Origin of the sequence: Paenibacillus sp. HW567 (assembly GCF_000374185.1) — a bacterium.
Lineage (GTDB): Bacteria > Bacillota > Bacilli > Paenibacillales > Paenibacillaceae > Paenibacillus_AQ.
The window spans coordinates 6,078,434-6,092,423 of record NZ_KB910518.1 but is presented as its reverse complement, the minus strand read 5'-3'; the positions used below and the strand labels follow the sequence as shown (position 1 = coordinate 6,092,423).

Annotated in this window: 12 protein-coding genes and 1 other RNA gene; 12 read left to right on the top strand and 1 reads right to left on the bottom strand. The window is 51.6% G+C overall.

Annotation, left to right across the window (positions count from 1 at the left end):
* Position 1: 1 nt before the first annotated feature.
* The 3 genes from B212_RS0127070 to argS all read left to right on the top strand — a co-directional run bounded on the left by B212_RS0127070 (position 2) and on the right by argS (position 2,900).
* Positions 2-670, top strand: coding sequence for a hypothetical protein (locus B212_RS0127070; RefSeq protein ID WP_019914411.1), 669 nt, complete (start codon positions 2-4; stop codon positions 668-670).
* 104 nt (positions 671-774) lie between these two features.
* Positions 775-1,218 (top strand): DUF1934 domain-containing protein, encoded by a 444-nt coding sequence (locus tag B212_RS0127065; protein ID WP_019914410.1) that lies wholly within the window; start codon positions 775-777, stop codon positions 1,216-1,218.
* Complete coding sequence (gene argS, locus B212_RS0127060; RefSeq protein WP_019914409.1) at positions 1,215-2,900, top strand: arginine--tRNA ligase; 1,686 nt, start codon at positions 1,215-1,217, stop codon at positions 2,898-2,900. The genes B212_RS0127065 and argS overlap by 4 nt, the downstream gene beginning before the upstream one ends.
* 134 nt (positions 2,901-3,034) lie before the next feature.
* On the opposite strand, the gene B212_RS0127055 is transcribed toward argS, so the two are convergent.
* On the bottom strand, positions 3,035-4,198 hold the full coding sequence (locus tag B212_RS0127055) for a S8 family peptidase (protein WP_019914408.1): 1,164 nt from the start codon (positions 4,196-4,198) through the stop codon (positions 3,035-3,037).
* A 458-nt stretch (positions 4,199-4,656) separates the two neighbouring features.
* On the opposite strand from B212_RS0127055, the gene rpoE reads away from it, so the two are divergent.
* From rpoE to ffs, 9 genes are all read left to right on the top strand, one after another.
* Entirely contained in the window at positions 4,657-5,220 is a 564-nt protein-coding gene (gene rpoE / locus B212_RS0127050) for a DNA-directed RNA polymerase subunit delta (RefSeq protein WP_019914407.1), read from the top strand.
* A gap of 271 nt (positions 5,221-5,491) precedes the next feature.
* Positions 5,492-7,099, top strand: coding sequence for a CTP synthase (locus B212_RS0127045; RefSeq protein WP_019914406.1), 1,608 nt, complete (start codon positions 5,492-5,494; stop codon positions 7,097-7,099).
* 292 nt (positions 7,100-7,391) lie between these two features.
* Positions 7,392-7,778 (top strand): response regulator, encoded by a 387-nt coding sequence (locus B212_RS0127040; protein WP_019914405.1) that lies wholly within the window; start codon positions 7,392-7,394, stop codon positions 7,776-7,778.
* 206 nt (positions 7,779-7,984) lie between these two features.
* Complete coding sequence (fba, locus tag B212_RS0127035; RefSeq protein ID WP_019914404.1) at positions 7,985-8,839, top strand: class II fructose-1,6-bisphosphate aldolase; 855 nt, start codon at positions 7,985-7,987, stop codon at positions 8,837-8,839.
* Positions 8,840-9,119: 280 nt separating this feature from the next.
* Positions 9,120-10,373, top strand: coding sequence for a UDP-N-acetylglucosamine 1-carboxyvinyltransferase (locus B212_RS0127030; protein WP_019914402.1), 1,254 nt, complete (start codon positions 9,120-9,122; stop codon positions 10,371-10,373).
* A gap of 163 nt (positions 10,374-10,536) precedes the next feature.
* On the top strand, positions 10,537-11,895 hold the full coding sequence (gene rho, locus B212_RS0127025; RefSeq protein ID WP_019914401.1) for a transcription termination factor Rho: 1,359 nt from the start codon (positions 10,537-10,539) through the stop codon (positions 11,893-11,895).
* Positions 11,896-11,920: 25 nt separating this feature from the next.
* On the top strand, positions 11,921-13,198 hold the full coding sequence (locus B212_RS0127020; protein WP_019914400.1) for a radical SAM protein: 1,278 nt from the start codon (positions 11,921-11,923) through the stop codon (positions 13,196-13,198).
* 117 nt (positions 13,199-13,315) lie between these two features.
* A complete protein-coding gene (gene rpmE / locus B212_RS0127015; protein WP_028531059.1) occupies positions 13,316-13,513 on the top strand; it encodes a 50S ribosomal protein L31 in 198 nt (65 codons plus the stop codon).
* A 115-nt stretch (positions 13,514-13,628) separates the two neighbouring features.
* An RNA gene (ffs, locus tag B212_RS34110) (signal recognition particle sRNA large type) lies at positions 13,629-13,897 on the top strand.
* Positions 13,898-13,990: the final 93 nt, after the last annotated feature.

The window sequence follows — 13,990 nt, the reverse complement described above, 5'->3', positions numbered from 1 at the left end:
TATGGAATATAGAAGAATTACCAGTGTCGCTGATCCTTTGTTCAGACAAGTACATAACCTGCTGTCGGAGGTGTTTCCCCCGGAGGAGGTGCTGGAATTCAGTCTGTGGAAGGAGCCGCTGGAAGATCCGGGCATCCGCGTATTTGCCGCTGTGCATGAGGGCGATGTTGTGGGCACCACGGAATACCGTTACTATGCCGACTGGAATGTGGCGATGACCGACTTCACCATAATTGGCCGGGAGGGGCTTGGTGTAGGCCGCTTTCTGGCGCAGAGCCGCCTTAAGGACTTGTGGAAGCTCGCGGCTGAGAACGGTAAGGAGCTGTATGGCATGTTCGCTGAAATTTATGATCCATACCGGGTGGAGTATGCTTTTGGAGGCATTAAGCCGATGGACCCGTTTGTCCGCCGCGAGGTGCTGTCGCATCTGGGCTACAAGCGTCTTGATATTCCTTATGTTCATCCTTCATGGCAAGGTGACGGCGAGGCGGTATCCGGTCTTGATCTTTGTTTTATGCCCGGGAATGAGGACTTGGAGCAGGTGGATGCTGCTCTGGTGGCCGACTTTCTTACCCGCTATTACACCGTGCTGGCGGATAAGCCGGACGCTTGGACGTCTATGGTAGAGGAGCTGCGGAGCAAGGACACGGTTGCGCTGCTGCCGCTGTAACTTGATAACTATTGAATTGCTCTGCCGATCTGGATATAGTGTACAATGGGAAAGCGAATAAGCCGCTTAGTTAAATAGAAGCAAGAATAAGTGAGGAACGATTGATGACTGAGGATCAGCAAGGCAAATACGGCGCCTCTATAACCCTGGAGAGCGTGCAGGGCGGGGAGCGGAATGTAGTACAAGCCGCAGGAGAGGTCATTGCCAAAGGAAGTCTGCTGTATATCCGTTACGAAGAGATCGAACGGGGGCCGAAGGGCGAGGAGGTTTCTGTCCGCACCACCCTGAAGATTTCGGACAGCGGCTTGAAGCTGATGCGCCACGGCGGCATTCAGTCGGAGCAGTCTTTTGAGCGGGGACAACGTCTGCCGGGTTTCTACCGTTCTTCTTATACACAGTTTAATCTCTCTACAGATACCCGCAAGCTGGATATTAAGCGTGCCGGAAGGTCGCTTACGGTTTCTTGGGAATATGATCTCTACGTATACGAAGAGCTATCGGGTCAGTTCGCTATAAGTTTGCATATACAGGAGGAAACACAATTATGACACAAAATCAAAATCCGCTTCAGCTAGCCAACGAACGGGTGAGGGAAGCGATTTCGGGTGCAATAGTGGCCGCAGGCCTGGTCACCAGAGAGGAGCTACCGGCCATCACGCTGGAAGTGCCGAAGGATAAAGCCCACGGCGACCTGGCGACCAATGCTGCGATGCAGCTCACTAAGATTGCTAAGCGCAATCCACGGCAAATTGCCGAAGCGATTATTGAGCATTTGGATACCAAAAGCGCTTCTATCGAGAAAGCGGAGATCGCCGGACCGGGCTTTATCAACTTTACCTTGTCCAAGAGCTACCTGTATCCGGTGATTGCCCTTGTAGCCGAACAGGGAGAGAACTATGGCCGCATCAACGCAGGCCAGGGCCGTAAAGTCGAAATGGAATTTGTAAGCGCGAATCCTACAGGCAGTCTGCATCTGGGTCATGCCCGCGGGGCTGCTGTTGGCGATGCGCTCTGCAACGTGCTGGACTTTGCCGGCCACGAGGTGACCCGCGAGTATTACATCAATGATGCCGGGAACCAAGTGGCGAATCTGTGCAAATCTATTGAAGCCCGCTACCTTCAGGAGCTGGGCCAGGATGCAGAAATGCCGGAGGACGGTTATCATGGCGAAGATATCAAGGGTTTTGCCAAAGAGCTTGTGGCTGAAAAAGGCGACGCTCTGCTGTCCATGACTCCGGGCGACCGCGCGGCATTCTTCCGTACCTACGGTCTCGCTAAAGAGCTGGACAAAATCAAACGCGACCTTGCCCGGTTCCGCGTCAATTTCGATATCTGGTTCAGCGAAACCTCGCTGTATGAGAGCGGGGAAGTGCTGCGTTCACTGGACGGTCTGCGCGACCGCGGCGAAGTGTACGAGCAGGATGGGGCAACCTGGCTGCAGACGACCAAATACGGCGATGACAAGGACCGCGTGCTGATTAAGAACGACGGCACCTACACCTACCTGACCCCGGATATTGCGTATCACAACGATAAGTACAGCCGGGGCTACGATACAATGATCAACATTTGGGGGGCCGACCACCACGGCTATATCCCCCGGATGAAAGCGGCCATGTCGGCGCTTGGCAATGATCCCGAGAAGCTTGTCGTGCTGATCGCCCAGATGGTCAGCCTTTTCCAGAACGGCGAGAAAGTCAAAATGTCCAAGCGCACAGGTAAAGCGGTAACGATGGAAGACCTGATGGACGAGGTGGGCATTGACGCCATCCGTTATTTCTTCACGATGCGCAGCATGGATTCGCATCTGGATTTCGACATGGATCTTGCCGTTTCGACTTCCAATGAGAACCCTGTGTTCTATGTTCAATATGCTCATGCGCGGATCTGCAGCATTTTCCGCCAGGCAGAGGAGCAGGGAATCTCCTTGCCGGATGCTGCCCAAATTGATTATTCCAAGCTGACGGCCGCCCATGAATACGAGCTGCTGCGCAAAATCGGCGAATTGCCGGCAGAAATCGCGGTTGCCGCCGAGAGCTATGCGCCGCACCGCCTGATCCGCTATGTGTATGATCTGGCTTCGCTGTTCCACAGCTATTACAAAGCGGAGCGCGTCATCACCGAGGATGCCGCCCAGACCGTAGCCCGCCTCGCCCTCCTGGGCGCGGCGCGGACCACGATCGCCAACGTGCTGCGCCTCGTTGGCGTTACCGCGCCGGACCGGATGTAACGGTCCGGCTCCAACGCAAAAGCACCGCCCCCGCAAGCCCGGGGGCGGTGCTTTTGCTTTTGTGCAAGCGGCGCAGCCCCGCTTGCAGCAGTGCCCGGCCCCCCGCAGCGCCGGGGGCCGGGGCAGTCCCGCCGCTATGGCTTAGCGGCGGTCTTGCGCCTTGCGCCTGTGCGCAGCAGGCGCAGGGCATCGGCTGCGCCGCCGCCCAGGGCGGCGCGGCGCTGGCCCTTGCGCAGCCGCACCGGCGAGGCTGTGCGGCGCAGGAGCAGCTTCAGCTCCCGGGGCGAGAGGCCCGGCCGCAGCGCGAGCAGCAGGGCGGCGGCTCCCGTGACATGGGAGGTCGCCATGGAGGTGCCGCTCATCTCCTTGTAGCCCTCCCTCAGCCAGCAGGAGGGCACCCCTTCACCGGGACCGTATACATCAATATACGGACCGCGGTTGCTGAAGGCCGCTACGCGGTGTCTTTTATCAAGCGCGCCGACGGCGATCGTTTCGGGGTAGCGGGCGGGATAATCACCGCCGCGTTTGCCGTCGTTTCCGGAGGAGGCGATGATGGCGATCCCGGACCGGTAGGCCTTGATCACCACATCATGAAGCGCTTTGCTTCTGGTTTTCATCCCGAAGCTCATATTGATGATATCGACCTTGTTCTGCACACACCAGTCGATGCCAAGCACAATATCCGACACATAGGCAGAGCCGCTGTGGTCAAAAGCCTTTACCGGATACAGCAGTGCCCTCGGGGCGACGCCCATCATTCCCCGTGTGCCGCCCGCTGCCGCCAGCGTGCCGGCAATATGGGTGCCGTGCCCGTTGTCATCCAGCGGCAGCATGCCGCGGTGCAGCAGGTTAACACCTGTTGCCAGCGAATGCTTGAGATCGGGGTGGCGATAATCGGCTCCCGTATCAATAACGCCGATCTTTACCTGTACCCCGGTGGATCTGGACCAGGCCTGCGGAGCATGAATCGCTTTCACGCCCCATGGCAGCATAGCTGAGCCGCTTTTTTCAGCGGCAAGAGAGTGGACCTGTATCCGGTGGTCTTCTTCTACACTTAGTGCATCGGCGAATTTACCCGGCAGTCTGATTGCTCCGGCAGCAGGCACAAAAAACGCACGGATCAGCGGAGAAATCCGTACTTGCGCAAGCCCGGGAATTTTTGCCTTCAGCGATTTCCACTGCGACAGTGCTCCGGCATACTGGCGTGGATCATTGAAGGTAACAATGCGCCGTTCAGCATTTTTGGGGGCAGCCGATATCTCATCAAGCAGCATCTGCCAAAATCCGTAGTAATTCATAGGTTATGCCGTCCCCTCCTCGGTGCCGTGCTGCCATATTGTATGAAAGGAGGCGGGCGTCCGAATGGGAACTTGCCCTTTTTTAGCGAAATGGGCTGCCCATCGTGTCAAAAGGCGGCGCTTTACATAAAATAAATAGAAGAGAGGTTAAGCTCTCTTTGCAACATCCCGTAAGGAGCCGATCCTTGGCGTGGGTACAGTCATGCGCGGAGGGATTTCCTCCGCCTTTGTATTGCAGAAATTAATTTTGTGCTGGAGCCGTAGACTACATAATTCAACATGCAAGCCGTGTTCTTTTCCCGGAAGCTTTTCTTTTAGGACGAAGGCGGACAAGCAGATACCGGGATAAGAACCTGAAGCCGGCTTCTTCCGGCGGCCCTGCCGCATTTCACTTGCAATTTGCTGCCAAATAGGTTTTACTTAGTTTTGTTAATATGCGTGAGAGGAAGTGTCCTTTAGTGAGTACGCCACTCAATTTAAAGCTGGACCCTGAGAAAGTTAAAGAAATGCCGATGGTGGACCTGGCTTTCCTGGTGCTCAAAGCGGCCAATACACCTTATTATTACCGTGACCTGATGGTCGAAGTGGCCAAGCTGCGCGGTATGACAGACGAACAAACCAACGATACTATTGCCCAGTTATATACTGAGATCAACATTGACGGGCGTTTTGCCTGTGTCGGAACCAATCTGTGGGGCCTCAAGCGCTGGTATCCTCTGGAACGCTCCGATGACCCTGTCGGCAACTCCAAACGTCCCCGTATCATCAACGACGAGGATGACGATTTGGAAGACGACGATTTCACCGAGGAAGAAGACAACTATGCTGCGGAAGAGGAAGATTTCGACGCCATCGACGAAGACCGCGACGATCTCTATTCCGACGACGACAGCGAAGACGAAGTTGACGAAGATGTTGTGATTGATGAAGATGACATCGACGAAGATGATGCGGAAGATGAGGAATCCGAAGACAGTGATTCTGATGATGCCGATGATGAGGACGAAGACGATAAATATTAGAAGAGCGTACTCGGCATAATTCCTCCCTTGACACGGGTGGGACCGTCAGAGTAAACTATTGCATGGGCTTCTGATGGAAGTTAATATTTTTTCTAAAATAAAAAGTGCCCCGGCTCTACGGGTGTCACTTTTTTGTTTTTTTTAAATGGTTTTTTCCCGGATAGAGTGGAAAAGTAACATTTGGGTTCCCTGTTTTGATAATGGAAAAAAGGGTTACGATAAACAGCAAGCGTCGCCTGAATTTCTGGACTTTATTTAGGAGGGTTTTACAGTGACAAAGTATATTTTTGTAACGGGTGGTGTGGTGTCTTCCCTGGGCAAAGGCATTACCGCCGCTTCTCTGGGCAGGCTGCTTAAGAACAGAGGTTTGAAGGTGACAATCCAGAAATTCGATCCCTACATTAACGTAGACCCCGGAACCATGAGTCCTTACCAGCATGGCGAGGTGTTTGTAACCGACGATGGCGCGGAAACGGACCTGGACCTTGGGCACTATGAACGGTTTATTGATATTAATCTTTCGAAGAACAGCAACGTGACAACAGGCAAGATTTATTCCTCCGTCATCAGCAAGGAGCGGCGCGGGGAGTACCTGGGCGGTACGGTTCAGGTTATCCCGCATATCACGAACGAGATCAAGGAGCGCGTATTCCGTGCAGGCCGTGAGACAGGCTCTGACGTGGTAATTACGGAAATCGGCGGTACTGTGGGCGATATCGAGAGTCTGCCGTTTCTGGAAGCGATCCGTCAGATCAAAAGCGACATCGGCCGTGAAAATGTGATGTACATCCACGTAACCCTGATCCCTTACATCAAGGCTGCGGGTGAAGTGAAGACCAAACCGACACAGCATAGCGTGAAAGAGCTGCGCAGCATTGGAATTCAGCCGAATGTCATTGTCTGCCGCACAGAATATCCGCTTTCTGAAGATATGAAGGGCAAAATTGCCTTGTTCTGCGATATTGACGCCAACGCTGTTGTAGAATGCCGGGATGCTTCAACACTGTATGAAGTTCCGCTTAATCTGCGCGATGAAGGCTTGGATGAAATCGTAGTTAACCATTTGAAGCTGACTACCCCTGCACCGGATATGCGTGAATGGGAGAGTATGCTGGCGCGGATTCAGAAGCTGGAACGCACTGTTGAGATTGCCATTGTCGGCAAATATGTAGCGCTGCATGACGCTTATTTGAGCGTAGTTGAATCTCTTTCCCATGCCGGCTTTGCAGCTAACGCGGAAGTTAAAATCCGCTGGGTGGACGCTGAACTGGTAACTGACGAGAATGTGGACGAGCTGCTGGGCGGAATAGGCGGTATTCTGGTTCCAGGCGGCTTCGGCGACCGGGGAATCGAAGGTAAAATCTCTGCCATCCGCTATGCGCGTGAGCAATCCATTCCTTTCTTCGGCATTTGCCTGGGGATGCAGGTATCCGTAATCGAATATGGCCGCTCCATTCTGGGACTGGCCGGCGCGAACAGCTCCGAGATTAATCCATCTACACCGTATCCGCTGATCGACCTGCTGCCGGAGCAGAAGGATATCGAGGATATGGGCGGAACGATGCGTCTGGGTCTGTACCCGTGCAAGCTTCTTCCTGAATCGCTGGCTATGTCTTGCTATGACGATGAATTGGTATATGAACGTCACCGTCACCGTTATGAATTCAACAATGCCTACCGCGATGAGATTGAAAAAGCGGGTCTCGTGATCTCCGGAACCTCCCCGGATGGCCGCTTGGTGGAAATTGTCGAACTTCCGGGCCACCCTTGGTTCCTTTCCGTACAGTTCCATCCGGAGTTTACCTCCCGTCCGAACCGTCCGCAGCCGCTTTTCCGTGAATTTGTCAAGGCTTCGCTGACTCATTCCGAACAACTGTAAAATACAGATAATTCAGGCCCTACAGGCCTTTGAGAGCCTCCGTCAGGAGGCTTTCTTTTTAGAAATAGAACTCTACCTGCCGAGCACGAAGCTTCAGCCCTCAAATCCCTGTTCTCATCCGCTTTATTCCGGTCCATTATATGACATAGTTTTACGCATTTTAACCTTTTAGCAGGATTTTGACTGTAAAGCACGAATAATAGGTTTCGTATAGACTATGCTGTCAAGGGGTCGTTAGCTGTGATGAGTGCGCGGAATGGACAATCTGCTTTAAATTCTGGGAGGGTATGGTATGGAAAAGAAAAAAGTGTTAATAGTCGATGATCAGAACGGTATCCGGATTCTCCTCATGGAAGTATTTAATAGTGAAGGGTATGCCACATTTCAAGCAGCTAACGGAAAATTGGCCTTAGACATTGTCCGCAGCGAGTCGCCCGATTTGGTCTTGCTCGATATGAAGATTCCGGGAATGGACGGACTTGAAATCCTGAAGCATTTGAAGGATATCAACCCGGCGATCAAGGTTATCATGATGACTGCTTACGGAGAGCTGGATATGATTAAAGAAGCGACAAAGCTAGGGGCATTAATGCATTTCACTAAGCCGTTTGATATTGATGAGATGCGGGTAGCGGTTAATATGCATCTTAATAGTAAGTCGATTGAAGAGTGCAGTTGAACTTAGTGACAGGCAGTTTGAGTATGTCCTGTTATGGATACTCTAAGGAGGAAGAATTTGCTTTAGGCATGGCTGGGTGAATATCGTCCCACCGGGACATTTTTTTGTTTGTCCTATTTAGTATTTGACACAGGATGTGCTATAATAGGCCTGTATGTGATGTCGGCTTTTATAGGCAACCCAACATTCTTAGGAGGATTGAAACCATGCCATTAGTATCTATGACAGACATGTTAAGCAAAGCACTTGAAGGAAAATACGCTGTTGGTCAGTACAACATCAACAACCTGGAGTGGACTCAAGCGATTCTTGGTGCAGCAGAAGAAGAGAAATCACCGGTAATCCTTGGCGTATCCGAAGGCGCAGCTCGTCACATGGGCGGCTTCTACACCGTTGTTAAGATGGTTGAAGGCCTTGTTCATGACATGAAAATCACTGTTCCTGTTGCTATCCACCTGGACCACGGTTCCAGCTTTGAGAAATGTAAAGAAGCTATTGACGCCGGATTTACATCCGTAATGATCGACGGCTCCCACCACCCTATCGACGAGAACATCGAAATGACTAAAAAAGTCGTTGAGTACGCTCATGCTAAGGGTGTTTCTGTAGAAGCTGAAGTGGGTACTGTCGGCGGACAGGAAGACGACGTTATCGGCGGTATCCAATATGCTGACCTGAACGAATGTGTACGCATCGTCAAAGAAGCAGGCATCGACACTTTGGCTCCTGCTCTTGGTTCTGTACATGGCCCTTACCATGGCGAGCCTAACCTTGGATTCAAAGAAATGGAAGAAATCCGCGATGCAGTTAAACTTCCGCTGGTTCTTCATGGCGGTACAGGTATTCCTGAGCATGACATCAAGAAATCCATCTCCCTGGGTACTTCCAAAATCAACGTGAACACCGAGAACCAAATTGCATTTGCTAAGGTTGTTCGCGAAGTTCTCGCTGCTAAACCGGATGCTTACGATCCTCGTACATTCATCGCACCAGGCCGCGAAGCCATCAAACAAACCGTTATCGGTAAAATCCGTGAGTTCGGTTCCAGCAACAAAGCTTAATTTATTCATGCCGTGAGCGGACAGGCATCTTTATGCTGCCTATGAATATAAGTATTTGAACTGAATATCTAAGATAAGGAGAGCACACCGCCTAGCCGGTGTCTTTCCATAATATAAGGAGTCAATGACTGCATTAGCCAGCCGGCCCTTATATTTGTTGCAGAAACGGGTGCCGTCCTTGATGCAAGGGCGGCGCAGCCGTTTCTACTTGTCATTCTTAAGCCACAGCAGGTATTGCCTGGGCAAGCTGCAATACACGTAGGGGGAACCAGATAAATTTATGGAAAAATTAATGATTGGCGGTGGACGTCCATTAGAGGGCGTTGTAACCATCAGTGGTGCGAAGAATAGCGCGATTGCGCTTATTCCTGCGGCGATTTTGGCCGAATCTGAAGTTGTTCTGGATAACTTGCCAGCCCTTAGTGATGTAGCTGTTTACTCCGAAATTCTTGAAGAGCTTGGTGCGACTGTCTCCTGGACAGGCAACCAAATGAGAATTAATCCCTCCCGTATCGTATCCATCCCAATGCCTAACGGACCGGTCAAGAAGCTCCGGGCTTCCTATTATTTGATGGGGGCGCTCCTTGGAAGATTTAAGGAAGCGACAATCGGTCTTCCCGGCGGCTGCAACTTTGAGCCCCGTCCGATTGACCAGCATATTAAAGGCTTTGAGGCACTGGGTGCGACTGTGACCAATGATCATGGCTCTATTCACTTATACGCCAAAGAACTGCGCGGTGCAAAAATTTACCTGGACGTTTCGAGCGTGGGGGCCACCATTAACATTATGCTGGCTGCTTCACGGGCTAAAGGCTCAACAATTATTGAAAACGCGGCTAAAGAGCCTGAGATTATAGATGTTGCTACCCTGTTGAACTCTATGGGCGCTGTTATTAAAGGCGCTGGTACCGAAACCATCCGGATCGAAGGTGTTGCGGAAATGCACGGCTGCCGCCACTCCATTATTCCTGACCGGATTCAAGCTGGAACTTACATGATTGCGGCAGCGGCTACGCGCGGCAATGTGTTGATAGATAATGTGATTCCGAAGCATTTGGAGGCGCTGACCGCCAAGCTGCTGGAGATGGGCGTGGATATTGAGGAGCTGGATGAGAGCATCCGGGTCATCGGTAGAGCCAAATACCAGCATGCGGATGTTAAGGCATTGATCTACCCCGGTTTTGCCACCGATTTGCAATCTCCGATGACAAGTCTGCTCACTCAGGCAGAAGGTGTTAGCGTACTCAGTGATTTTGTATACAGTAACCGGTTTAAGCATGTGCCGGAGCTTGTTCGCATGGGAGCCAAAATCCGTGTCGAAGGACGTTCAGCTATTATTGAAGGCAGCAAGCTTAATGCTGCAAAGGTGAAGGCCTCCGATCTGCGTGCCGGTGCGGCGCTTGTAATTGCCGGACTAACGGTAGAGGATGGGATTACAGAAGTTACGGGTGTGGAGTATATAGATCGCGGTTATGACAATCTGGTCATCAACCTGCGTAATCTGGGAGCCGAAGTATGGCGTGAGAACGAATAGAGTAGAATTATCCGCTCGACTGGAGGGGGATTTCTGCCTCGGAATTGCATATCCTCTTCCAGTTTGGGTAATGATATCCTAATGGGCGGATTTAATAGATTCCTATTTTCCCGGATGACATGCTAGATGAACTCATTATAAAAATTGAATAGGTGGTTATTACATGGATCTTCAAATTTCCGATTTGGAAGAAATGAAGCTGACCGATCTGTATAAACTGGCTAAGAAGTACCAGATTCCATACTACGGGACGCTCAAGAAACGGGAGCTGATCTTTGCAATTCTTCGGGCACAGGCAGAGCAGAGCGGCCTTATGTTTATGGAAGGCGTGCTCGAAATTTTGCCGGAAGGATATGGTTTCCTAAGGCCGATCAACTACTTGCCCAGTGCAGAGGATATTTATATCTCGGCTTCACAGATTCGTAAGTTTGATCTCAGAAGCGGAGATCTTGTATCCGGCAAATGCCGGACACCCAAAGAAAACGAACGTTACTTCGGTTTGCTTCAAGTCAACGCCGTCAACGGCGAGAATCCTGCCAGTGCAGCGGAGCGTTTGCATTTTCCGGCGCTAACACCTCTTTATCCGCAAGATAAGCTGCCGCTTGAAACATCCCCTACCCATTTATCTACCCGAATAATGGATTTGCTTGCTCCTGTTGGTCTGGGGCAGCGCGGTTTGATTGTAGCACCTCCCAAAGCAGGGAAAACGCTCCTCCTAAAAGAAATTGCCAACAGTATTTCCACTAACAATCCTGAAATTTCCTTATTCGTACTGCTGATCGACGAGCGTCCCGAGGAAGTAACCGATATGCAGCGTTCTGTGAAAGGTGAGGTAGTGGCATCTACATTTGATGAGCTTCCCGAGAACCACATCAAGGTTGCCGAACTGGTGCTGCAACGTGCTTTGCGTTTAGTTGAGCATAAAAAGGATGTTGTGATACTGCTGGACAGCATTACCCGTCTGGCCCGTGCCTATAACCTCGTCGTTCCACCGTCCGGTCGGACACTCAGCGGGGGGATTGATCCGGCGGCGTTCCACCGTCCTAAGCGGTTCTTCGGTTCTGCGCGGAATGTGGAAGAGGGCGGAAGCTTGACCATACTTGCGACAGCGCTTATTGATACGGGTTCACGTATGGATGATATTATTTATGAAGAATTTAAAGGCACGGGCAACATGGAGCTTCATCTCGACCGCAAGCTGGCGGAACGGCGCATTTTCCCGGCCATCGACATCCGCCGCTCTGGCACACGCCGCGAAGAGGTGCTGCTGAGCAAGGAAGAGCTGGACACCATTTGGGCGATCCGCAAAAATATGAACGAGTCCTACGACTTTGTGGAGGGCTTCCTCAAAAAACTTCGCGACTCCAAGACCAATGCCGAATTCCTGGCATCCTTTGATGTTGCAGGGAACAAAGAAGCCTCATCTCCGAGCAGTACGGCCAGTAATGGGGGAACCTCGAACAGCGGTTCATCCGCCCGCCGGACAACGCGTCCGAAGACACCCTCTGTTCCTACAACCTGAGAATAGATAATAAGAGGAGACTAACATGTATTTGGTATATGCCGATGAGCAAGGAAATGTATATGATCATCCCGAGCTGTACGGGCTGGCCCGCAGCGGAGATATGATTGTTGAGATACTGGAGGAAGAATTAATTCCGCTGCCCGAGGGAGCTACCTTAGTCGGTCTGCCGAACACGCGGGCAGTAGGCATGAACCCTGAGACGGGTGAAATGAAGTCATTGCCGGAAGGGTCCCAGGCAGTGGGGGCATTGCTGCCGCAGGGCTTTACCCGTCTATGTCTTCCCGGTTATGTCAAGACAGACAAGTCGTATAAGCTTCCACTCTTTGGCTATTCCGCAGTAGTGTGGAAGGATGGCGGCTTCTACGTGGCTGCTGATCTTACCGATGATCCGGAGCAGTGGAATCCTTTAAATTGTGACCGGGATGAGGTAAAAGCGGGTGTCGGCAGCTTGACCGCCAAGTACCCGGAGAACCGTTTGTACGACCATCTCTCCAACTGTGCGCTTGGCTATGAATGCCTGACCTCTTCCAATACCTTTTTAGGCCGCTGGGAGGGAGCTGTTCCTGTATCCTATTCCTGCAATGCGGGCTGCTTTGGCTGCATTTCTGAACAGCCTGACGACAGCGGTTTTGTATCTCCGCAGACGCGGATGAACTTCCGCCCTACAGTGAATGAAATTTTCCAGGTGATGCTGGAGCATCTCAAGACACCGCAGTCCATTGTAAGCTTCGGCCAGGGCTGCGAAGGCGAGCCATCCACCCAGGCCAAGCTAATTATTGAGTCTATCCGGGAAGTCCGTTCCATCACAGATATCGGGTACATCAATATCAATACGAATGCCGGCCTGAGTGATCATATCCGGGGAATTGTTGACGCCGGCCTGGATTTAATGCGGGTGAGCACGATCAGTGCACTGGATGAGCATTACAACGCTTACTACAAGCCGCGCGGCTACACGCTGGCTAATGTGGAGAAATCTCTGAAGTATGCCGCCTCACAGGGAGTGTACACCTCAATCAACTATCTGATCTTCCCGGGAGTAACGGATCGTGAGGAAGAGATTGAGGCGATGGTGGAATTCGTCAGACGTACGGATTTGAAGCTGATTCAGATGCGCAACCTTAATATTGATCCGGAGAGCTATCTGGAATTGATTCCGCCGGCTCAAGGGGAGATTCTCGGGATGAAGACGATGCTTGAGATCTTCCGCGAAGAGCTTCCGAGTGTTGTTATAGGCTCCTATACGCATGTTCCGCCTGCAGACCTGGCCCGCGCCAAGCAGCGGCGTGTACACATGTAGCGATATAAATGGAATTTCAACATATTGCGGAATCCCTCTTTTCGTGCTAGAATACCGTTGTGTATTTTAATAACTCTAGGTCCGCATGAGGCTTAGGGCATGAGAGGTGAAATTCAAATGCAAGAAGCAATTCAACCAAAGTACCATCTGACTAAGGTGACCTGCGCATGTGGCAATTCCTTCGAGACGGGCTCCGTTAAACCTGAGCTGAAAGTCGAAATTTGCTCCAGCTGCCATCCGTTCTACACTGGCAAGCAGAAATTCCTGGATGCCGGCGGACGTGTTGATAAATTCAAGAAGAAATATGGTATCTAATCATTTAGCCGCTTAGCGGCTTAAGGATTACATTGGCTCCCGGTGCAATACCCGGGAGCCTCTCCTTTATCCGGAGCCTTGATTTTTGTCCAGCCGTAAGCTATACTTATCTTCGCTGCGCTAGACGGGGAGGTAGCGGTGCCCTGTAACTCGCAATCCGCTGTAGCGAGGTTGAATTCCTGTTAGAGGTGCTGTCGATGTGAGGCCTTGGTCCCTACGGGCTGTGTTGACGGTTGGGTCCTCCGCAATGAGTGCTTATGAACCTGGTCAGGTCCGGAAGGAAGCAGCCATAAGTAAGTCTACTCTTGTGCCGGAGGGTGGCCTAGCCCGAGCAGTGTTGTAGGGTTGCCGCTTGGATCGCAGCCATCAATAACAGGTGCGCGGTTTACATATTGCCATGAATAGCATCTTTGCCACAAGCGAAGATGCTTTTTGTTTTTGGTCAAAGTCTGGTGGATATAGTATAATAAGTTAGCG